Source organism: Peribacillus faecalis (assembly GCF_014712675.1).
GTDB classification, from domain to species: domain Bacteria; phylum Bacillota; class Bacilli; order Bacillales; family DSM-1321; genus Bacillus_AD; species Bacillus_AD faecalis.
In genome coordinates, this window is sequence record NZ_JACXSI010000010.1 from 43143 (window position 1) to 63951 (window position 20809).

Consider the following 20809-nt stretch of genomic DNA (forward strand, 5'->3'; position numbering starts at 1 on the left):
AACTAATAAATACTAGAAAAAAACGAAGGATTATTTCTCCCTTCGTTTTTTATCCTATTTCTTTATATTAGGAAATGGAGCTGGATTATATTTATGGGTATTATTTCTTATATATTCTACTAGTTTTCTATATTCAGGATCCTGCATTCTTTTCGCCGTAATTGTTTCTAAGTCACGTCCATCATAATATGTAACGTCTTTTTTCATCTCAATCAATCCCCTTTAATTAGTTCTAAGTTGCTATTACTTTTTTATTATATATAATATTCTAAAAATGGTAAATACTATAAATCTTAAAATATGAATTTTCTAAATACATATTGCTTATCCATTATATGGGTGCTATACTAGCTGATAAAATGAACTATCCTTCAGGGTCGGGTGAAATTCCCAATCGGCGGTGATGATTTATAATCTAAGCCCGCGAGCCTTTTTGGCAGGACTTGGTGCGATTCCAAGGCCGACAGTATAGTCTGGATGGGAGAAGGATTATTAATACAATGGCAGCAAGCCCTTTTGAAAAGATGCTTACAGAAGGTTTATTTAACTATGCCATTTTATTTGTAATCACCAAAACACTCCTATCAGAATAAAGGAGTGTTTTTCATTTGCAATTGAATAATTGTCCTTCGGGGTCGGGTGAAATTCCCAATCGGCGGTGATGATTTATAATCTAAGCCCGCGAGCCTTTTGGCAGGACTTGGTGCGATTCCAAGGCCGACAGTATAGTCTGGATGGGAGAAGGACGTATGAATTTGGAATGAAGCTGCTTCATGCAGTTCATAATAAATCTTTTGCGAAAAATACAAGGCAAAAGGTTTATTTCACTATGCCATTCATACTCTCCCGAAACTCCGTTGGTCTCCCCCATGGAGTTTTTTATTTTGTAAAAGGAGGGATTGAAATGAACGATGAATATTATATGGCATTTGCTTTACGGTTAGCATCCGCGGTGAAAGGACAGACATCGCCTAATCCGCAGGTCGGCTCGGTTATCGTCAAGGAACATACGATTGTCGGGTTCGGCTCCCATTTGAAAGCTGGAGAAGCTCATGCGGAAATTCATGCACTCAATATGGCTGGCGATCAAGCCAATGGTGCAACGATGTACGTGACGCTTGAGCCTTGCAATCATTTTGGCAAAACACCGCCATGCACTCGGGCCATCATTGAAGCAGGCATTAAGGAAGTTGTTATCGCTTCCGTTGATCGTAACCCGATTGTAGCCGGTTCTGGCATCAACCAACTGCAGAATGCCGGCATTATAGTTCGCACTGGAATCTTTCAAGAGCAAGCTGACCAATTAAACGAATCCTTTTTTCACTTTGCCCAGACAAAACAACCATTTGTTACTTTAAAACAAGCTATTACATTAGACGGTAAAACCGCAACGAAAACAGGTCATAGCAAATGGATAACAGGTCAACTTTCTCGAAAAGACGTCCATACTGACCGCGGTCTCCATGATGCAGTATTAGTCGGTATTGAGACGGTTCTGGCAGATAATCCAAGTCTAACAAATCGAGATGGCTTCCCTTCTAAACAACCGATTCGAATCGTACTCGATACCCATTTGCGCATACCGTTGGATTGCAAGTTGATCAATGACAAAGAAGCTCCGACATGGATTCTTACCGGTTCAGAAGTCGACAGTGCCAAAATCTCAAGATTTCAACATGAAAATGTTGAGATTATTAGGCTATCTGAATCTAATATACAAATTGATAATGTACTCCATATTTTAGCAGAAAGAAATATTACTTCTCTTTATGTTGAAGGTGGACAAAAAGTGCAGGCCAGCTTTCTGAAATCTGGGAATGTCAATCGTGTCATTACTTATATTGCCCCGAAATTAATTGGAGGTAGCGATGCATATGGGATGATTGCTCAGCTCGATGTACGCTCAATGGAGGAAGCTTATCCACTTCAATTTGAAAAAGTTGAGCAACTTGGAGAGGACATTAAAATTACATCTAAACGGAGGTAACAAATGTTTACGGGCATTATTGAAGACATTGGGAAAATTACAAATATTACACGTCAGCCGAATTGTATGGTACTAACCATTTCATCACAAAAGATGCTCGAAGATATTAACCTTGGTGACAGCATTGCTGTGAATGGTGTCTGTTTGACCGTTGTTTCTTTTACAGATCGCTGCTTCACTGTTGATGTGATGCCGGAAACGGTAAAAGCAACAAATATTGAAACATTGCAGATCGGCAGTCCTGTTAATCTTGAAAGAGCAATGAGTGCCGCTGGCCGGTTTGGAGGACATATCGTTTCCGGTCATGTTGATGGGATCGGAAAAATTATCCGAAAACAAAAATCCTCCAATGCGGTTTACTATGACATAGCCATTAAGGAAGAATTAAGCCGTTATTGCATCCCGAAAGGCTCTATCACAATTGACGGCATCAGCCTGACTATATTTGGACTAAAAGATAACCAACTAACAATCTCAATTATCCCTCACACCTTAGAGCATACAGTCCTCGGCTTTAAAAAAGAAAATGATTTCGTCAATATTGAAAATGATTTGATAGGTAAATATATCATTCATCACCTTGACCGCAATAGCGGCAATAAATCTAGTATATCGATGGAATTTTTGCAACAGCACGGTTTTTAAATTAAAAGGATAGGCGGTTCTATATCTATGTTTTCTACTGTACCAGAAGCATTACAAGATTTAAGATCAGGAAAAATCATCATTGTCGTTGATGATGAAAATCGCGAGAATGAAGGTGATTTTGTCACATTGGCCGAGCATGCAACACCTGAAAATATTAACTTTATGGCTACACATGGCCGTGGACTCATTTGCGCTCCTATTGCCCGTTCAATTGCAGAGAAATTAAACTTACATCCAATGGTCAGCCAAAATGAAGACAACTTCCAAACAGCCTTCACAGTAAGTATTGATCATAAAAGCACGACAACAGGGATTAGCGCTTCTGAACGTTCAGAGACAATCCAGCAACTTATTAATGAGCATTCAAATGCTGAAGATTTCAAACGTCCAGGGCATATCTTCCCTTTGATTGCAAAAGAAAACGGCGTACTTACCCGTCCGGGGCATACAGAAGCAGCTGTCGACTTAGCGAACATGTGCGACTCTTCTCCTGCCGGCGTCATCTGTGAAATTATGAATGAGGACGGTACAATGGCACGAGTGCCACAATTACTTGAAATAGCCGAAAAATTCGATTTAAAAATATTGACAATTGCTGAACTGATCCATTACCGCTACAACACTGAACTTATCATTAAAGAAGAAGCCTGTATCGAGCTCCCTACCGGATATGGCGATTTCAAAATGCATGGCTACTCCAATTTCCTTGATGAAAGTGAAAATGTCGCTTTAGTAAAAGGGAACATTGAAGAAGATGATCCGGTACTTGTAAGAATTCACTCAGCCTGCTTGACCGGCGATATTTTTCATTCCAAACGTTGCGATTGCGGACCACAGCTTGAACGGTCTCTTGAAATTATTGAGAATAGCGGCAACGGTGTGATTTTATATATGCAACAGGAAGGCCGAGGCATTGGATTATTGAATAAGCTGCGTGCCTACGAGCTGCAGCAGCAAGGATATGATACAGTCGAAGCCAATGAGATGCTAGGTTTTCCGGCAGAGATGCGCAATTATGCGATCAGCGCCCATATTTTGAAAGACTTAGGCATCAAGAAAGTTAAATTGCTAACGAATAACCCAGAAAAAATCACCGCTTTGACGGATTGTGGTATTGAGGTTGTCGAGCGAGTGCCGCTAGAAGTAAAGACTGAAGCTGAAAACGAAAATTATTTATTAACTAAAAAAGAAAAAATGGGACATATGCTTTCTTTAGAAGCGACTGTTCGCGTTTAATGGAATAGGAGACTTAAAACATGGGAAAAAAATTTGAAGCGCAATTAATCGGTACAGGTTTAAAAGTTGGAATTGTGGTTGGAAGATTTAATGAATTAATCACGAGCAAACTGCTGGGAGGCGCCATTGATGGTTTGAAAAGACATGGTGTCGATGATTCAAATATAGACATTGCCTGGGTTCCAGGCGCCTTCGAGCTTCCTTTTCTAGCTAAAAAGATGGCTTATACGAAAGAATATGATGCAATCATTTGCTTAGGCACGGTAATCCGAGGAGCCACAACACATTATGATTATGTTTGTAATGAAGCGGCGAAAGGCATTGCTTCCGTTTCATTGGAAACAGGCGTTCCAATTATTTTCGGCGTCGTCACAACGGAAAATATTGAACAAGCAATCGAACGCGCTGGAACGAAATCAGGCAACAAAGGCTATGATTCTGCCGTATCGGCAATTGAAATGGCTAATTTGAGCAGAATGTTCGATTGATAGTATGTTAGACAAGGCAGAGCTCTTCTAACAAACAAGAAGCTCTGCCTCATTCTAATTTCTAAGCGGAGATTCGCTCACTAATTCATTTAATAGATTGGTATTTGGAGCAGTGTCTATTTCATTGTAAATCTCATAACGCTCCATATTTTTAAACGCTGTTGCCATCATCAACTTTAGACGGTTAACTTGATTGACAGCAGACTCGCTCGCATCGTAATCGATTGCTGCAATATTGGCGTGGGGATATATTTGCTTCAGCCCTTTCATCATACCGCGACCGGTTACATGGTTAGGTAAGCAGGCAAACGGCTGGACACAAGCGATATTATGAACACCAGCTTCAATAAGCCCCATCATTTCACCTGTTAAGAACCAGCCTTCTCCAGCCTGATTGGCAACAGAGATCAAACTGCTTGAAAGATCAGCCAACTCATAAATGGTATGAGGCGGCGTGAATCTTTCGCTTTTTTTATAAGCTGCCTTTAAAGGCTTGCGGAAATGCTCTAAATAGCGAATGATCGTATGTCCGGCCGGGATGCCCCATTTACTTTTCCCGAGATGATTGCCTTTATAGACACTATCAAATGTACAATAAAGGAAGAAGTCAAGAATATCAGGCATAACAGCTTCCCCGCCCTCCTGTTCAATCAGCTGCACGATTTGGTTATTGGCATCTGGATGGAACTTGACTAAAATTTCTCCGACAATGCCGACTCTCGGCTTTTTCATAACATGAATCGGTACGTTATCAAATTCCTCAACCATAGTCTTTATGTTTTGTACATATTCTTTCCAGCGGAAATTGGCCAATGATTTTTTGCATAAGATTGACCATTTCGTACATAAATAATCTGCTCTGCCTTTCCTGCATTCATACGGGCGAATTTGATAGGTCATGCGCATGAGCGCGTCCCCATATACAGTCGCGGCTATTAATTTTCTAAGAAATTTATAGCTTATTTCAAATCCCGGATGCTTTTCCATTCCAAGTGCATTTAATGAAATAACCGGAATTTGCTCCATGCCTGCATCTTTCAATGCTCTTCTCAGCAACGAAATATAATTTGTCGCCCGACATGCTCCGCCGGTTTGCGACATGATGACCGCTGTACGGTTGACGTCATAATTGCCGCTCTTTAAGGCATGCACGATTTGCCCGATCGTCAATACCGCCGGATAACAGGCATCATTATTGACGTAGCGCAATCCCTCATTGACCGCCCCATGCGGCACAGTCGGCAACAACTCTGCTTTGTAGCCTTCTGATTTTAATACAGCTTCATATAAATCAAAATGTATTGGTGACATTTGCGGTATTAAAATCGTATAGTCTTTCTTCATTTCCTTCGTAAAGAGACGGTTCTGCTTCGGCTTGCTTACCTGTTTTTCCGTTTTTATCGTTTTTTTGTTGCGCTCCTCCATCGCTGCTTTCAATGAGCGGATACGGATACGGGCAGCGCCTAAGTTATTAATTTCATCAATTTTGATGACGGTGTACATTTTTTGATTTTCTTCAAGTATTTCTTGAACCATATCGCTCGTAACAGCATCAAGTCCGCAGCCGAACGATGTCAGCTGCACCAATTCCAGCTCTTCCGTTTTTGCCACTACTCTTGCAGCCCGATATAAGCGACTGTGGTATGTCCATTGATTAACGACGCGCGGGTCTTTTACAGATGGCGCTAAGTGAGCAATGCTATCCTCAGTCAGTACAGCCATACCGTATGCAGTGATCAGCTCGGAGATGCCGTGATTTATTTCAGGGTCAATATGATACGGTCTTCCTGCTAAAACGATGCCCTTAATGCCATTATCCTTTAAGTATCGTAGCGTTTCTTCACCTTTTTCACGAATGTCCATCTTTACTTGATTAGATTCAAGACATGCGGCGTGTACCGCTTCAGCAATCTTTTTTTTAGGAATTTCTAGGAATTGCTCTGACAGTTCTTTAATCAATGCTTTTTCATTATCCAAAGTTAAAAACGGCTGTATGAACGGAATTTGTTTTTCCTTCAATATATCCATATTGACGCGAATGACTTCCGGATAAGATGTCACAATCGGACAGTTGTAATGATTCGTTGACTCTTCATTTTCTTTTTTCTCAAAAACAACAGACGGATAAAAGATAAAATCAACATCTTGTTCAACTAAAGCTTGAATATGACCGTGCGTTAGTTTAGCCGGATAACATGCTGAATCGGACGGAATTGAATCCATGCCTTTTTCATACAGTTTTTTGCTTGATTTCGGCGACAGCACGACCTCATAACCAAGGTATGTAAAGAACGTATGCCAAAACGGATAGTTTTCATACATATTAAGTACTCTCGGCAGACCGACGCGCCCTCTTGTCGCTTGCTGAGAAGAGAGTGATTGATAACCGAAGATCCGGTCGTATTTGTACGTATATAAATTCGGCAATTTATTTTTCTTACGTCCTCTTCCAGCGCCGCGTTCACAGCGGTTGCCGGTGATAAAGAATCGTTTATCTTTAAAACGGTTAATTGTTAACGGACAATTGTTGCCGCACAAACCGCAGCGACTATGAGAAACATTACATGTAAAATTTTGCAGCTCATTGACGTTGACGATTTCACTTTCATTGTTTTCGTATTTCTCTTTGGCAATTAAGGCACAGCCATAAGCACCCATCATTCCGGCGATATCGGGACGAACAACTTCTTTGCCAATCAAAAGTTCAAATGCTCGCAATACCGCTTCATTATAAAACGTTCCGCCTTGTACTATGATATTGTCGCCAAGCTCATCTGTATTACGCAGCTTCATTACTTTTTGGATCGCATTTTTGATGACAGAGTACGAGAGCCCTGCCGAAAGATTCGAAAGTGTGACGCCTTCCTTTTGTACTTGCTTCACTTTAGAATTCATAAAAACCGTACATCGCGAGCCAAGATCCACTGGCATGTCGGCTGTCAATGCGGCTAGCGCAAATTCCTCAATTGTCAGGTTCAATGACTTTGCGAAGCTTTCCAAAAACGATCCGCAACCGGCTGAGCACGCTTCATTGAGCATCAAATGGTCAATGGCTCCGTTTTTGATTTTAATACATTTCATATCTTGACCGCCGATATCCAAAATGAAATCGACGTTTGGAGAAAATTTCTTGGCCGCTTTATAATGTGCAACTGTCTCAATTTCGCCAATATCAATTTTCAATGCTGTCTTAACCAAGCCTTCTCCATATCCGGTAATAGCCGAATGGGCAATTTGAACGTCATTCGGCATTTGTTTATATAACAGTTCCAAACCGTTGATAACTGATTGCAATGGCTGACCGTTGTTATTTTCATAAAAAGTAAACAGCAATTCGTCATGTTCTGCACCGATCAAAACGATTTTCGTCGTTGTCGACCCGGCATCAATTCCAAGGAAAGCTTCACCTTTATATGTGGCTAAATTTCCTCTTTCAATCTTCGCTCGATTATGGCGCTCTCGGAAACTTTGCAAATCATGCTCACCGGCAAATAAGCGCGGCAATGTCGAAATATCATTCTCGGAAACACAACGAGAAAAAGTTTCAAAACGTTCGCACAATTGCGCTAACGATACAACCTCACATTTTCCGCTGTTGAATGCCGCGCCATAAGCAACGAAATATTGACTATTTTCCGGAAAAATAATCTCCTCGTCCGTCAGATTCAATGTCTCAATAAAACGTTGGCGCAGTTCGGATAAGTATGTTAGCGGACCGCCTAAAAACGCGACTTTGCCGCGAATCGGACGACCGCATGCCAGTCCGCTTATTGTCTGCGTAACAACACTTTGAAAAACGGAGGCGGAAATGTCTTCTTTGCGCGCCCCTTCATTTAATAATGGCTGCACATCCGTTTTTGCAAAAACACCGCAACGTGAAGCTATCGGATAAATTTTCTCATGATTTTCCGCTAAATGATTCAATCCTTCCGCATCGGTCTGCATTAAGGTTGCAATTTGATCGATAAATGCCCCCGTTCCCCCGGCGCAGGCAGTATTCATTCGCTGTTCAATGCCGTTTTGAAGGTAGATCAGCTTCGCATCTTCCCCGCCAAGCTCTACAACAACATCCGTTTCGGGTATGAAGCGTTCAACAGCCTCCGTACAGCAAATTACCTCTTGGACGAAAGGCAAGTCCACATAATTTGCCATTGCCATTCCGGCCGACCCGGTAATATTCATCGTTGCCCTCGCATTCGGAAACTTCATATAAACTTCTTTAAGCATTTGTATCGTGGTATTTTTCACATCAGAAAAATGACGGCAATATTTTTGAAAGACCGTTTCATTCTGTTCATTTAATACAACTAGTTTGGACGTTGTAGATCCTACGTCTAAACCGATATGAAATAGCATATAAACCTCCGCCTTCCTCTACAATTGCAAGAGACTATCAATATCTTTATTAAAAATTTTCCACTAAAAATTTGAAAGGATTACGAAAAAATATCAACAAACTATCGACTACTGTTAATTAGGATCTATCCTTTCAAAATAAGGGTATAAAATGACAAGTTATGCAGATTGAAAGGAACGGACGTTATGATAGAAACGATTTTTGCTTATTTTGTTGTTTACAGCTTTCTCGGCTGGGTATGTGAATGCGTGTATTGCGCGGTGCTTGATCGTCATTTTGTTAATCGCGGTTTTCTGAATGGTCCCTTTTGTCCAATTTACGGATGCGGAGCACTGGCTGTACTTATTTTGTTGGCTCCCGTTAGCAATCATCTTGTTTTTATCTTTTTAAGCGGAGCTATTTGTGCCAGCATTATTGAGTACATAACGAGCTATTTTCTTGAAAAACTGTTGAATTTGAAGCTTTGGGATTATTCGCATCATAAATTGAATGTAAATGGTCGCGTCTGCCTTAAAAATTCGACATTATTCGGTATCCTATCAGTATTATTAGTTACATTTATTCATCCGGGAATATCTCAGTTAATCGGCGATATTCCGGAAAAATGGCTGCATAATCTCACCATCTGTTTCTTTATTTATTTCATTATTGATACACTTACTTCCATTCATATGTTTATAAGATTAAAAACAAAATTCGAGGAAATTTATACGTTACTTGAGGAGAAACGCGCACTATTGGAATCTTACAGAGAAAATTTGCAGCATGAATGGGATGAGAAAAGAGCGGGGTATTCAGAAGAATTGAAAGCGAGAATCGAGCGTATTAAAAAGGAAATTTCAAAATTTCATCATTATAAGTTTCCGTATAACCGGATTTTAAAGGCATTCCCGCGGATTAAATCCTCGAAAAACCAGTTAAGGTTGCATACTTTAATTGAAAGAATAAAAGAATCAAACAAGAACTAAAAATAGAAGCTTTCCATTTAAGGAGAGCTTCTATTTTTAGTTTATCTTAAATCATTCTTCCTTTTTCATAGACATATACTTCTCAGGATACATTTCTTCAGCTTCAATGACTATAGCTGTCATGCCCGTAATCGATTTCGTTTCATGCCACTCGCCTTTATTGAAAAAAACCGCATCCCCTGATTTTACATCTTCATATTCTTTATTGCCACCACGCACATATCCTCGGCCTTGCATGATCAGCAAAAGTTGCGGGATTGCAGCTTGATGATACCCGATTACACCATCATTTCCTAAATACATGCAACTAATTTTAATGTTCTGTGTCGATTCTACAACTTGTGACATGATAAAATTTGACTCATAGTGTGTGATTTCTTTGCCGTGTTCTTTTCCAAAACAATAAATTTTCATTGTAATCCCTCCAAAAGAAACAGCCTTTTATTATTGATAATTCTACTAAATTCATGGCCATTCCTTTAGAGGAGAACAGTATTCACAAAAAAGACACCAATCCGGGAAAATACCCGTTTTTTTTACAATAGTCTCGCTTTTCGAAAGCCGTCAAACGAATTGACTGCGGCTGATATGACAAAGATGAATATACCGATGATTACGAATCCTGATGCGATTTCATTTGAGCTTTCAGACCATTTGTGGCTCATATAAGTTACGAAATTTCCATTTAATATATTCGGATTCACAAGTATGACTAAAAAGACGAGGCTTGTTGTAATTTCAACTACAGCATTAAATATAGCCAAATTTTTCGTCCAATAGCCTGTAATGAATTTACACAAGTTCAAGGAAACTTCCAAAATGATGACAAGGACGATGCTTGTCCAATAATGCTGCAATACTTTTTGATTAAAAACAGCCGTTACGAATGTAATCCCCTCACCATTGTCTTCATAAATACCGATAAACCGATTTGCATAAAAATATAAAGTACCCCAAATAGCCGTCCAGAAAAAACCCCAGAAAACTTCAGATTTTGAGATTGCTTTTTTCTTTGGAACAGCTTTAGTCACTTTTAGGTCATCAGGTGTCCATTTTTTGAATTTCGTCGTCAAAGGCTGATTATCTTTGCTATCTTTGTCTTTAACGGTTCTTTCCATGATTGCAAACGTTAAAGTTATCCAAAAGACGACTTGAAAGACTATTTCTATTGCGTTACCAAGACTATGCGCAAAACTTTTAATAATGAATTTAATCGTTTCCTGCCCGCTTGAATAATCCGTAAATGAATCAATTAATCCAAATACGAGCGACAACGCAACAGCAATCGGGACAATCCTTTTCAAATACGTCACGTAAACATCAAAATAACGCGGACCGGACAATACATAGGTTGCTTATGATAGCGACCGGCGACAATTGCCGGGTTCCCTAATTTTTCAAGAGCAGCCTTTACCTCTTCTTCATCATAATCTTCCGGAAGCATTTCCGCTATTGTCGCACGCAGTTCCTTCTCCGCTTCATCGCGCTTTTTCTCCGGCAATCTCTGTATCACTTCTGAAATATACGCATCAATCAGTTCCATTCTCTCCCCCTCTTTTCTACTAAAAGAATATTAGTTCCCTATTCTTTTACACAATCAGGTGCGAAAAGAAACCGGTAAATCGATTTGTACATTTAACTTTCTAATTATTAAATTGAGCATAATTTAATTAAACAATCTCATCGATTAAGTTCTTTCTCATTTTATCCAGTTGATCTTTGACTATGCCGTTCATAACCTTTCCCCTTCAAAGCGCGTATTTATATCCATATATTCCCTGTCGAGAGGAGTATCCCTTGTATTTGAACACACAAAAAAAATCCAACCTTTCGAAAAAGGATGGATTTCTCTAATGATTAGTATGAGCGGCCGAACCAAACTGTATGTTTCGCTTCTTTACCGCAGTTAATGCAAGTATGTTTTTCCATTGGCGGATTGAATGGAATGTTGCGAGATGTGAATTTCGTTTCTTCTTTCACGTTAGATTCACACTCGTCGTCTCCACACCATCCAGCTAAAATCCAGCCAGGAATTGTTCCGTTTTGCTCAGATTCAGCTAAATGCGCTTTTAACGCTTCTAAAGAGTCAATATGTGTATGCGAATTTGCATCACGGAATGCTCTTGCTTTTTCTAATAGACGTTTTTGCATTACTTGAAGCTCGTTTTCGATTGCTTCAACAACAGATTCTAATGCAACTGTTTGTTTGTCCGCTTCGTCACGTGCTTTCATTAATACTTGGTTGTTTTCAAGGTCACGAGGTCCAAGTTCAATGCGGACAGGAACACCTTTTAATTCCCATTCATTGAATTTGAAGCCCGGAGATTGGTCAGAATCATCAAGGCGAACGCGGATGCCTTTCGCTTTAAGCGCTGCAAAGATTTCATCCAATTTCTCAATGATAACCGGATTCTTTTTCCATGGTCCAACCGGCACCAATACAACTTGTGTAGGTGCGATTGTAGGAGGAAGAACAAGACCTTGCTCGTCACCGTGAACCATGATAACAGAACCGATTAGACGAGTTGATGTTCCCCAAGAAGTTGTATGAACATGAACGTGTTTATTCTCTTTATTTAAGTATTTAATATCGAATGCTTCAGCAAACTTCGTACCTAGGTAGTGAGAAGTACCAGCTTGAACCGCTTTTCCATCTTTCATCATCGCTTCGATTGAATAAGTATCAACCGCACCAGCGAAGCGCTCAGATGGTGTTTTTTGTCCATCATATACAGGAATCGCAAGGAAGTTTTCAACAACATCCTTATAAATGCTCAGCATTTGTTCTGTTTCTTTGCGAGCATCTTCTTCATCAACGTGAGCAGTGTGACCTTCTTGCCATAAGAACTCAGAAGTACGGATGAATGGAAGTGTTTTCTTTTCCCAACGAAATACGTTTGCCCATTGGTTGATTAACACTGGCAGATCACGGTAGCTTTTGATCCAATCTGAATACAGATGACCAATCATCGTTTCAGAAGTCGGACGCAGTGCAAGACGCTCTTCTAGCTTTTCGCCTGCAGCTTCAGTTACCCATGGAAGCTCTGGAGAAAATCCTTCAATATGATCCTTTTCTTTTTGGAAGAAATTTTCCGGAATCAGCATTGGGAAGTAAGCGTTGCGGTGACCTGTTTCTTTGAAACGGCGGTCCATTTCTTGTTGGATGTGCTCCCATAGTTCATAACCATCTGGCTTGAAAGCGATACAGCCGCGTACCGGCGTATAATCCATCAATCCTGCTTTTTGAATGGTTTCAATGTACCATTTCGTAAAATCATTCGTTTGTTGTGACATTTTGTTTCCTCCTAAAAACTTATAACAATAACAATTTCGACTTTTCCTATCTAAGGATCCGCGCTCATTATCGCAGTCCGGCTATTCATCATATTATTTGCAAAGCATAAATGAAAGCAAATAAAAAGCACAAAAACGCCAATCGTAAGGACGTCTTTGTGCTGAATAAACGTGGTACCACCTTAGTTCGGCAAATTGCCTTTAACAGCAAATCACCCTTTAAGCGTTATGTAACGATAACGACTCGGTTAGTTTTCTAACATCTCCGTGATAGGTTTCAATAAGAAGCGGTGATATAGCTCTCAGCAACTGCTATATTTTCTGTTTCACAATTCTTATTTACTTGGTCACATCATTGATCATATATATATTCTATACTGTATCAAATTATAGAAAATTATTCAATGCATGTTTTAATCTTCAACTATTTTTGTAAAATTAGTTACAATTCCATATAAATAGTCTTTATTGCGAATTGCGTCAATCCATTGTGAAGGAATGGATTCAAAGCCGTAAACAAGCGCAGCCATTGAGCCAGTAATTGCTCCGATTGTATCCGTATCATTGCCTAAGTTAACCGAATGGAGAACTGCCTGTTCAAAGCTCGTAGTATTCAACAACGCCCAAAGACTTGCTTCAAGACTCGCGACTACAAAGCCAGATGAAGAAATTTCATCAATCGTCAAATCATTCAATTGACGGCTAAAAATGCGGTCATAATGCTTAATCGCTTCCTCACTGTAGCCGAGCAAGTCCGATTGAAGCATCGCCTCATATGCTTCTTCTATTGATTTTCCTTCCAATAAAGCACGTACAAAAACAACATATAAATAACAGCCAAGACGGCTAATATCATGAGCATGCGTCAATGAAGAAGTATTATTGACAATTTCCTTCATCTCTTCATCCGAAATGTTGCGGTAATGACAATACAAAGCAATCGGTAGCATTCTCATTAATGAGCCATTTCCATTACTGCGGATGTCCGTTAGCCCTGCTTCTAACGGTTGACAGCCTGTCTCTTTATAATCGATAATCGCCGTCCGGCAAGTGATGCCGATATCGAACACATCGCCATCGACTGTGAACTCGCCTCCCATTGCCCACGATAAAAAATTATCCATAATTACTTTATAATCGATCATACCCGTATCGGCAATGGCTTTCATAGTTCCTAAAGTCATCGATGTATCATCCGACCACGTACCTGCCTCGACATTATGAGAGCCATAACCGCGCATCGACTTCACAGGATGATTTGCCAGCTCCCGTCTGCTCAGAAATTCAACCGGCACACCAATCGCATCTCCAATCACAAATCCAAGCATACTGGTATTTATCGCATTCGTCATAATTAATCCCCTCTTATTTTCCTGTATAAAATACTTATCTACACTATTTATTATACTGCCATACTCTGGAAAGAAGTAGCATTAAGAACCTAGGACGATGACATTCTCATCCGGCAGAAGATCAATTTCCGCAAATAGTATATCCCGGTAATCAATGAAACTTTTTTCGTTCATACTGAAGAAATGCTTACGCTGACTTGCTTGGATAAGAAATGAACGCTGATTTTCTTTCGAATTACTGGGTACCCGCTTCTTATAAACTACTTGCCCTTTTGATATCAAGAAAAATTTATATCCGTTATCAATCTTTATTTGCAGCAGCAATTCTTTTTTAAAAAGCCGGTTATAGCGGTCAATCTCCTTTTTAAAGAAAAGAACCGCCTCGGCAACGTCGCGGTATTTCGCAGCTAATCCGAAGCGATATTGTGTTGCGGCCTCTTGCATTTTTTTCTCTAGCTGTTTAGCCAGCCATTCCATTTCTACTGTATTATCGAACATATTTCGGACTACTTTAATATTTTGTATTGCTTCCGCTTTTGTCATTGCAACAGGCAAAACGTGATACTGCAATTGCTCATTAATCGGAAATATGCTTTTCAAGCGATCAAGCATCGTTTGAAGCACATGCTTGCTGCGGTATGGTCCGTAACAATTCTCTCCTCTTTCCCGCACAATGGAACAATGATTATCGGCAACTTTCACATACACATAGCGCCCGTCATTTTTCAGTTGCACATTAAAAAACGGCTGCACTTCTTTTATGAGCTGACACTCGAGCAGCAGCGCCTCCAAATGAGTATCCGTTTCTATATATTCAATATCATGGATAAGTGGAGCCATTTTCCGTGCCTTTTCCCATCTAGGTGACGCAACGAAATATGATTTTACTCGTTTTTTCAGACATTTGCTTTTTCCGATATAAATAATAACTCCTTTTGCATCGAGCATTTTGTATATTCCAGGCGCTTCCGGGATGCTGTTGATTATGTCTTTGATTTTGCTATCCATACTAGGTAACCTTCTTTTTACATCGTTATCATCTTAACAATAGCAACTAAATAACATCCTGTCATCCTTGCAGTTTAATACCAATATTGCAAATTGTTTTATTTTTCACATACCATTTCTATATAATAATAAATGAACTGAATTTAAAGGAGGAATTACCATGCAGCAATTGAAAAACAAAACAGCCTTTATTACCGGGGCCAATAAAGGTATCGGAAAAGCGACAGCAATCAAGCTTGCAAAAGAAGGCGTAAATCTTGGATTCATCGGCAGAAATGAAGCAGAACTAAAAACTCTTTGTCATGAATTAGAGAAAGAATACGGCATTAAAGCCGTATATGCGACAGCCGACGTTTCTGTAAAAGAAGAAGCGGAAGCAGCAGCGGAATCTCTTATTGCTTCTCTTGGCAAAGTCGATATTCTGGTTAACAATGCCGGCATCGCTTCTTTCGGAACATTGCTTGAGATGGATCCTGAAGAATGGGAACGTATTATTCGTGTAAACCTAATGGGTACATATTATGTAACGCGTAAAATCTTACCTGCAATTCTTGAACAAAACGAAGGAAGCATCATTAACGTTTCTTCAACAGCCGGTGAAAAAGGCTTTGCGACAGGAAGCGCTTATTGCGCATCAAAATTCGCTGTATTAGGTTTAACAGAATCATTGATGCAGGAAGTTCGTAAATCAAACGTACGTGTAACAGCAATCACTCCAAGTACAGTGGCAACTGATCTTGCTGTCAATGCAGGCCTGAAAATCGGTGATGAGGACCGCATGATGCAACCGGAAGATGTAAGCGAACTAATCATTTCTATCTTAAAAATGCCGCAGCGTGTATTTATTAAAACTGCAGGTATTTGGACAACGAATCCGCAATAAAAGATTAGCAGCCTTTCAATTTAATAAGCTTTTAAAAAACTGCAACTCATTCCTGAGTTGCAGCTTTTTTGTTACTTCTTCTATTTAGGGTAATTTCTATACAAGATGAACAAAACAGCCTTTTGTTCAATACGACTTTTCTTCTTAGTTGACCCAATCATATCACCAGCATCGCAATTATCGGGCAAATAAAAGCGCCCAGAATAGCGCTTATCCCCATCGATAGCGAACCGATTGATAAATCTTCCTCTCCATAATCCTTCAATTTTGTAATTCCCATACCATGACTGGCACTACCCATCGATACGCCTCTGCTTACGGCTGAATCAATACGTGCAATCCGGTATAGAAATGGACCGAGTGTCGCTCCTGTAAATCCGGCAACCATAACGAGCACAGCCGTCAATGGTGCAACTCCTCCAATGGAACTGCTTACCTCCATCGCAATCGGCGTTGTCAGAGATTTAGGCAAAGCTGTAAGTAAAAATTGGTCGCTTGCCCTGAATAGCTTTAACAGAACCACAATACTAATAAGTCCGGAAATCATAGCAATAACTAAACTTGTAATTATAGAAAACTTATATTTTAAAATTAACGCTCGTTGATTATACAGCGGGTAAGCAAGAGCCACGACTGCCGGACCAAGCATCCTTTGAATCCATTCCCCGCCCTCCATATATGTACTATAAGAAATATTGAATAAAAGCAGTACGAATACAGTTATGATTGTCACCGTCAAAATCGGTATAAAAATCGGCTTATTTATTTTCATATACAGCTTTTGCATGAGGAGAAATAAGACGATTGTACTAATAATGATGACTGCTGCTGCCATGTCTTACTTCCCCCTTCTCACTACGCTCTTTACGCTCAATCACTTGACTTACTTTTCCCGTTATGACAATTGTCAATATCGTACTGATAATGACAGCTACGACCAGTAATAGCCCTGATTTCGACAGCAGCTCCGGATATTCAATTACACCGACCGTCGAAGGAATGAAGAAAAGCGTCATAAAGCCGATTAAAAAGCTGGCCCCGTCTTTAATCAGCCTGACATCTATGATTTTAAGCATCAGCGAAAGCCATAACAATACTAGTCCGATAATGCTAGCGGGTATAATAATACCTGTCCATTCAACAATTAATACACCAATCAAATAAAACAACCACAAAATACATATTTGGGCAATCGTCCGAATAATAATCATGCGGTAACCACCCTTCCCCTTTAAATGATTTCTATTTTACTACTAACTTAATATTCAGTCTATTATTTCAACCAAAAAAGGATAACGCACATGAGTTAAGAAAACAAAAATCATTAGGTAATTCTGATTATTTTGTTTTCTTGGTTGAATAAGGCTTTTATGCCGTAATTCTAAAAGTAAACTCCGAGGATTAAGATGGTGATATAATTATCGTCAAACTTATAAATGTTGAAATATATTGTTTTGATCCCTTAGGCTATAACCTTATATATATCGGTATGTTTGATTGCAAATCCTTCTTCACCTGAACTGCCCCTACATAACGTCTTATTCAGTCTCCAGAATAAATTGAATCTGCATTTCACCGGAAGTCTTCAAATTGTCGCTAAGTGTTTGCAAGTATAGTAATGTTTGCTCATCAGTCCAATTTGGAAAATAGTTTGGGTGTTCCTCCAAATAAATTGCCCGTTCATGAATATCAGCAAATGTTTCGTTTTCCCATTGTGCCATCATAATTGGGTCATCGGGTTGTTGCAATTCAGTTTCAGCTTGTTCTGCTTCTTCTTTTTCTTTCCGCTCTTGTTCTGCTACGGCTTGTTCTTCAAGTTCGACACTCTTAGCTTCTTTAACCTTTTGATTATGCATTTCATTTTGATAGTGCACCAGTTCGATTTTTTCAAGCTTAAGGATTTCTATATCGCTCTTACCGCTTACATCAATATCCGTGAATTCATAAGCTTGTGTAGTAGAAGGAATTGCAACTACAGCTAATGATAAAGCAACAAGGAAAAAATCTTTCGTGTTCAACATAATTTTCACATCCTTTCACCAGACTCCAAAACAATATTATATATATTTTATTCCCGCCGGAAACTGCACTAAGCTTTATTTGAAGAGTGTCAGATTAGCATCTGCTTTATTTCAACATAGTCAGTTTAAATGTTTCGTTATCTGCAATTAAGAAATGAAAAAACATAAAAAACCGTTAAGAAAGTTATTCTCAACGGTCTGGTATTCTAATAGAGTCTTTATAATTAGCTCTTAATTCAAATCGTATCTCTTACCTTTAATTAAGTAAGCGGCATTTTCTGCGATGTTGGTAATATGGTCCGCAGCCCGTTCCAGGTGACGGTTAATGAACAGCAATTGTGTCAGCTGATTCATTTGCTCTGGAGTTTTGCTTAAACTGTTTAATATTATTTTCGAAGTCTCTTCGTATAATTCATCTACTTGATCATCGATCTCACCAACTTCTTTCGCTAAAGCGATATCTTCCTCGATGAATGATTGCACTGACTCTTGCAGCATTTTAATAGCCAAATTTTTCATTTCCTCAAGATGCGTAATTGAAATCAAAGACTCACATGCACCGATACGAACAGTTGACTTAGCGATGTTCACTGCAAAATCCGCTACTCGTTCCACATCGAGGGAGATTTTCAGAGCACCGATAATTCTGCGCAAATCACGGGCAACCGGCTGTTCTTTGGCGATTAGCCAAATAACAAAATTATTAATATCGGTATCAAGAGCATCAATCACATTGTCTTCCTCTATGACCTCAAGCGCCAATTCAAGATCTTGCGATTTTAAAGCAATAAAGGATTTCTCCAAAGCCTCTACAGTCAACTCACTCATTTCCGTCAATTTATCCTGTAATTCCCCAAGTGTTTTATCAAAGCTTTCGCGTGCTGCCATATTATCTCCTCCTCATCAACCGAAACGGCCAGTAACGTAATCTTCTGTTCTCTTGTCTTTAGGCATGCTGAAAATTTTGCTTGTTTCATCAAACTCAATAATTTCTCCGTTTAAGAAAAAGGCTGTTTTATCCGAAATACGTGCAGCCTGCTGCATGTTATGGGTTACAATAACGATAGTGTATTCATTTTTCATTTTCTCGATTAATTCTTCTACTTTAATCGTCGAAATCGGGTCCAATGCCGACGTTGGTTCATCCATTAAAATCACTTCAGGCTTCATCGCAATTGCACGAGCGATACAAATACGCTGTTGCTGACCGCCTGATAAACCAAGAGCCGATGATTTCAGACGATCTTTCACTTCATCCCAAATAGCAGCGCCACGCAAACTTTCCTCAACAATCGCATCCAATTCCTTTTTATTTTTGATGCCATGCATACGAGGGCCGTAAGCCACATTATCATAAATACTCATTGGGAACGGATTAGGCTTTTGGAACACCATCCCTACTTTTGTACGCAGCTTAATAACATCATTTGATTCATAAATGTCTTCGCCGTCAATGACAATGTTCCCGGTAATTTTGACATTATCGATTAAATCGTTCATTCGGTTTAATGTACGAAGAAAAGTCGATTTACCGCAGCCTGAAGGTCCGATTAACGCTGTTACTTCATTTTCCTTTATATCAATTCCGACTTTATATAAAGCTTGCTTTTCTCCATAAAACAAATCCAGGTCATTAACTTTAATTTTTACCGATTTATTATCTGACATGCGATGCTCCTTCTGTAGTTCACTGTTCTCTGATTGTATTTTTTCAATAACTGCTGTACTCATATGCACACCTCTTAATAATCAGCTTTGTTAAACTTTTTAGAAATAAACGTTGTCGTTAGATTCAAGAAAAGAATAATGACAATCAAAACAATACCGATTGCTGCCGCAAGCTGAATATCACCGGACTCTTGCGTTACCAGATAAGAATGGACCGTTAATGTTCTGGCTGATGAGAAGATGCTTGCCGGCATTGCCGCTACCGTTCCAGCTGTTAAAAAGATCGCTGCCGATTCTCCGACGATTCGCCCGATTGATAAAATAATACCTGATAAAATGCCTGGCATTGCGCTTGGCAAAATGACTTTATACAATGTTTGAAGCTTTGTTGAACCTAAAGCCAGCGAGCCTTCACGATATGAACCTGGCACTGTTTTTAGCGCTTCTTCCGTTGTACGGATAATAACCGGTAAAACAATAATTGTTAAAGTTAAAGATGCTGAAATAATCGACATACCTAATTTTAAAGTTGTCACAAAGAATACAGCACCGAATAATCCGTAAATGATCGATGGAATACCGGTTAAGCTTTCAGTCGCGTAACGGATTAATCTTACTAAACGTCCTTGCTTCGCATATTCCTGTAAGTATACAGCTGCCAAAATACCGATTGGCGTCGCGATCAACAAGGAAATACCGATTGTATATAAAGTTGTCACAATCATTGGCCAAATTCCTCCGTGACCGTCTGCAGAATAATCGCCAAAAATAAAATCAAAGCTGATTAGCTTATAGCCTTTCATGAATATAAATCCGACAATCGTCACAAGGATGGCTACTGTCAAGAAAGCAGAAAACCATAAAAGACCTCGCAATACATGATCCTTAAACTTTCTCAT

General features: G+C 39.5%; 20 protein-coding genes, 2 riboswitches and 1 other annotated feature. Of the genes, 6 read left to right on the forward strand and 14 right to left on the reverse strand.

What is annotated here, in order from left to right; all coding sequences use genetic code 11:
• Positions 1 to 54 precede the first annotated feature (54 nt).
• Entirely contained in the window at positions 55 to 207 is a 153-nt protein-coding gene (locus IEO70_RS05265) for a hypothetical protein (RefSeq protein WP_190997310.1), read from the reverse strand.
• 156 nt (positions 208 to 363) lie between these two features.
• A riboswitch (FMN riboswitch) is annotated at positions 364 to 493 on the forward strand.
• Positions 494 to 621: 128 nt separating this feature from the next.
• A riboswitch (FMN riboswitch) is annotated at positions 622 to 750 on the forward strand.
• Between the two features lie 154 nt (positions 751 to 904).
• Here IEO70_RS05265 and ribD point away from each other — a divergent pair.
• The 4 genes from ribD to ribH are packed head-to-tail and all read left to right on the forward strand — an operon-like array spanning position 905 to position 4359.
• Positions 905 to 1987, forward strand: a complete 1083-nt coding sequence (ribD, locus tag IEO70_RS05270; protein ID WP_190997311.1) for a bifunctional diaminohydroxyphosphoribosylaminopyrimidine deaminase/5-amino-6-(5-phosphoribosylamino)uracil reductase RibD — start codon at positions 905 to 907, stop codon at positions 1985 to 1987.
• Between the two features lie 3 nt (positions 1988 to 1990).
• Positions 1991 to 2632 (forward strand): riboflavin synthase, encoded by a 642-nt coding sequence (gene ribE, locus IEO70_RS05275; RefSeq protein ID WP_190997312.1) that lies wholly within the window; start codon positions 1991 to 1993, stop codon positions 2630 to 2632.
• A gap of 27 nt (positions 2633 to 2659) precedes the next feature.
• Positions 2660 to 3871, forward strand: a complete 1212-nt coding sequence (locus tag IEO70_RS05280; RefSeq protein WP_190997313.1) for a bifunctional 3,4-dihydroxy-2-butanone-4-phosphate synthase/GTP cyclohydrolase II — start codon at positions 2660 to 2662, stop codon at positions 3869 to 3871.
• 20 nt (positions 3872 to 3891) lie between these two features.
• Positions 3892 to 4359, forward strand: coding sequence for a 6,7-dimethyl-8-ribityllumazine synthase (gene ribH, locus IEO70_RS05285; protein ID WP_190997314.1), 468 nt, complete (start codon positions 3892 to 3894; stop codon positions 4357 to 4359).
• A 54-nt stretch (positions 4360 to 4413) separates the two neighbouring features.
• Here the strand turns inward: ribH and IEO70_RS05290 are convergent, their stop codons facing one another.
• Positions 4414 to 8715, reverse strand: coding sequence for a 2-hydroxyacyl-CoA dehydratase (locus IEO70_RS05290; RefSeq protein ID WP_190997315.1), 4302 nt, complete (start codon positions 8713 to 8715; stop codon positions 4414 to 4416).
• Positions 8716 to 8901: 186 nt separating this feature from the next.
• Between IEO70_RS05290 and IEO70_RS05295 the strand changes: the two genes are divergently transcribed.
• Positions 8902 to 9684 carry a putative ABC transporter permease gene (locus IEO70_RS05295; protein WP_190997316.1) on the forward strand — a complete coding sequence of 261 codons (783 nt, stop codon included), beginning with the start codon at positions 8902 to 8904 and terminating at the stop codon, positions 9682 to 9684.
• A 51-nt stretch (positions 9685 to 9735) separates the two neighbouring features.
• Here IEO70_RS05295 and IEO70_RS05300 read toward each other — a convergent pair whose 3' ends face one another.
• From IEO70_RS05300 to IEO70_RS05320, 6 genes are all read right to left on the reverse strand, one after another.
• A complete protein-coding gene (locus IEO70_RS05300; protein ID WP_190997317.1) occupies positions 9736 to 10098 on the reverse strand; it encodes an AraC family ligand binding domain-containing protein in 363 nt (120 codons plus the stop codon).
• Between the two features lie 122 nt (positions 10099 to 10220).
• The gene (locus IEO70_RS05305; protein WP_328820873.1) at positions 10221 to 10997 is read right to left on the reverse strand and encodes a hypothetical protein; all 777 of its coding nucleotides are present in this window, start codon (positions 10995 to 10997) and stop codon (positions 10221 to 10223) included.
• Positions 10994 to 11227: a hypothetical protein gene (locus IEO70_RS20335; protein WP_328820874.1), complete on the reverse strand. Its 234-nt coding sequence runs from the start codon at positions 11225 to 11227 to the stop codon at positions 10994 to 10996. Before IEO70_RS20335 ends, IEO70_RS05305 begins: the two co-directional genes overlap by 4 nt.
• Positions 11228 to 11541: 314 nt before the next feature.
• Positions 11542 to 12978, reverse strand: coding sequence for a proline--tRNA ligase (gene proS / locus IEO70_RS05310; RefSeq protein WP_190997318.1), 1437 nt, complete (start codon positions 12976 to 12978; stop codon positions 11542 to 11544).
• A 143-nt stretch (positions 12979 to 13121) separates the two neighbouring features.
• Positions 13122 to 13343 (reverse strand) — a binding site (T-box leader).
• Positions 13344 to 13391: 48 nt separating this feature from the next.
• Positions 13392 to 14330, reverse strand: coding sequence for an ADP-ribosylglycohydrolase family protein (locus tag IEO70_RS05315; protein WP_190997319.1), 939 nt, complete (start codon positions 14328 to 14330; stop codon positions 13392 to 13394).
• Positions 14331 to 14411: 81 nt separating this feature from the next.
• Positions 14412 to 15338, reverse strand: coding sequence for a GIY-YIG nuclease family protein (locus IEO70_RS05320; protein WP_190997320.1), 927 nt, complete (start codon positions 15336 to 15338; stop codon positions 14412 to 14414).
• Between the two features lie 160 nt (positions 15339 to 15498).
• Between IEO70_RS05320 and IEO70_RS05325 the strand changes: the two genes are divergently transcribed.
• Entirely contained in the window at positions 15499 to 16221 is a 723-nt protein-coding gene (locus IEO70_RS05325; RefSeq protein WP_190997321.1) for a 3-ketoacyl-ACP reductase, read from the forward strand.
• Between the two features lie 157 nt (positions 16222 to 16378).
• Here IEO70_RS05325 and IEO70_RS05330 read toward each other — a convergent pair whose 3' ends face one another.
• The 6 genes from IEO70_RS05330 to pstA all read right to left on the reverse strand — a co-directional run bounded on the left by IEO70_RS05330 (position 16379) and on the right by pstA (position 20809).
• Entirely contained in the window at positions 16379 to 17056 is a 678-nt protein-coding gene (locus IEO70_RS05330) for an LrgB family protein (RefSeq protein ID WP_190997322.1), read from the reverse strand.
• Positions 17031 to 17432: a CidA/LrgA family protein gene (locus tag IEO70_RS05335; RefSeq protein WP_190997323.1), complete on the reverse strand. Its 402-nt coding sequence runs from the start codon at positions 17430 to 17432 to the stop codon at positions 17031 to 17033. Before IEO70_RS05335 ends, IEO70_RS05330 begins: the two co-directional genes overlap by 26 nt.
• Positions 17433 to 17759: 327 nt before the next feature.
• A complete protein-coding gene (locus IEO70_RS05340; RefSeq protein ID WP_190997324.1) occupies positions 17760 to 18242 on the reverse strand; it encodes a hypothetical protein in 483 nt (160 codons plus the stop codon).
• Between the two features lie 231 nt (positions 18243 to 18473).
• Positions 18474 to 19130, reverse strand: a complete 657-nt coding sequence (gene phoU / locus IEO70_RS05345) for a phosphate signaling complex protein PhoU (protein ID WP_190997325.1) — start codon at positions 19128 to 19130, stop codon at positions 18474 to 18476.
• A 15-nt stretch (positions 19131 to 19145) separates the two neighbouring features.
• Positions 19146 to 19910 (reverse strand): phosphate ABC transporter ATP-binding protein PstB, encoded by a 765-nt coding sequence (pstB, locus tag IEO70_RS05350; RefSeq protein ID WP_235973503.1) that lies wholly within the window; start codon positions 19908 to 19910, stop codon positions 19146 to 19148.
• A gap of 74 nt (positions 19911 to 19984) precedes the next feature.
• A complete protein-coding gene (gene pstA, locus IEO70_RS05355) occupies positions 19985 to 20809 on the reverse strand; it encodes a phosphate ABC transporter permease PstA (RefSeq protein ID WP_190997327.1) in 825 nt (274 codons plus the stop codon).

What these genes read in the sequence shown, in the direction of transcription:
- IEO70_RS05265 (WP_190997310.1), bottom strand. Translation starts at nt 207, where the DNA reads ATGAAAAAAGACGTTACATATTATGATGGACGTGACTTAGAAACAATT.
- ribD (WP_190997311.1), top strand. Translation starts at nt 905, where the DNA reads ATGAACGATGAATATTATATGGCATTTGCTTTACGGTTAGCATCCGCG.
- ribE (WP_190997312.1), top strand. Translation starts at nt 1,991, where the DNA reads ATGTTTACGGGCATTATTGAAGACATTGGGAAAATTACAAATATTACA.
- IEO70_RS05280 (WP_190997313.1), top strand. Translation starts at nt 2,660, where the DNA reads ATGTTTTCTACTGTACCAGAAGCATTACAAGATTTAAGATCAGGAAAA.
- ribH (WP_190997314.1), top strand. Translation starts at nt 3,892, where the DNA reads ATGGGAAAAAAATTTGAAGCGCAATTAATCGGTACAGGTTTAAAAGTT.
- IEO70_RS05290 (WP_190997315.1), bottom strand. Translation starts at nt 8,715, where the DNA reads ATGCTATTTCATATCGGTTTAGACGTAGGATCTACAACGTCCAAACTA.
- IEO70_RS05295 (WP_190997316.1), top strand. Translation starts at nt 8,902, where the DNA reads ATGATAGAAACGATTTTTGCTTATTTTGTTGTTTACAGCTTTCTCGGC.
- IEO70_RS05300 (WP_190997317.1), bottom strand. Translation starts at nt 10,098, where the DNA reads ATGAAAATTTATTGTTTTGGAAAAGAACACGGCAAAGAAATCACACAC.
- IEO70_RS20335 (WP_328820874.1), bottom strand. Translation starts at nt 11,227, where the DNA reads ATGGAACTGATTGATGCGTATATTTCAGAAGTGATACAGAGATTGCCG.
- proS (WP_190997318.1), bottom strand. Translation starts at nt 12,978, where the DNA reads ATGTCACAACAAACGAATGATTTTACGAAATGGTACATTGAAACCATT.
- IEO70_RS05315 (WP_190997319.1), bottom strand. Translation starts at nt 14,330, where the DNA reads ATGACGAATGCGATAAATACCAGTATGCTTGGATTTGTGATTGGAGAT.
- IEO70_RS05320 (WP_190997320.1), bottom strand. Translation starts at nt 15,338, where the DNA reads ATGGATAGCAAAATCAAAGACATAATCAACAGCATCCCGGAAGCGCCT.
- IEO70_RS05325 (WP_190997321.1), top strand. Translation starts at nt 15,499, where the DNA reads ATGCAGCAATTGAAAAACAAAACAGCCTTTATTACCGGGGCCAATAAA.
- IEO70_RS05330 (WP_190997322.1), bottom strand. Translation starts at nt 17,056, where the DNA reads ATGGCAGCAGCAGTCATCATTATTAGTACAATCGTCTTATTTCTCCTC.
- IEO70_RS05335 (WP_190997323.1), bottom strand. Translation starts at nt 17,432, where the DNA reads ATGATTATTATTCGGACGATTGCCCAAATATGTATTTTGTGGTTGTTT.
- IEO70_RS05340 (WP_190997324.1), bottom strand. Translation starts at nt 18,242, where the DNA reads ATGTTGAACACGAAAGATTTTTTCCTTGTTGCTTTATCATTAGCTGTA.
- phoU (WP_190997325.1), bottom strand. Translation starts at nt 19,130, where the DNA reads ATGGCAGCACGCGAAAGCTTTGATAAAACACTTGGGGAATTACAGGAT.
- pstB (WP_235973503.1), bottom strand. Translation starts at nt 19,910, where the DNA reads ATGTCAGATAATAAATCGGTAAAAATTAAAGTTAATGACCTGGATTTG.
- pstA (WP_190997327.1), bottom strand. Translation starts at nt 20,809, where the DNA reads ATGAGAAAGTTTAAGGATCATGTATTGCGAGGTCTTTTATGGTTTTCT.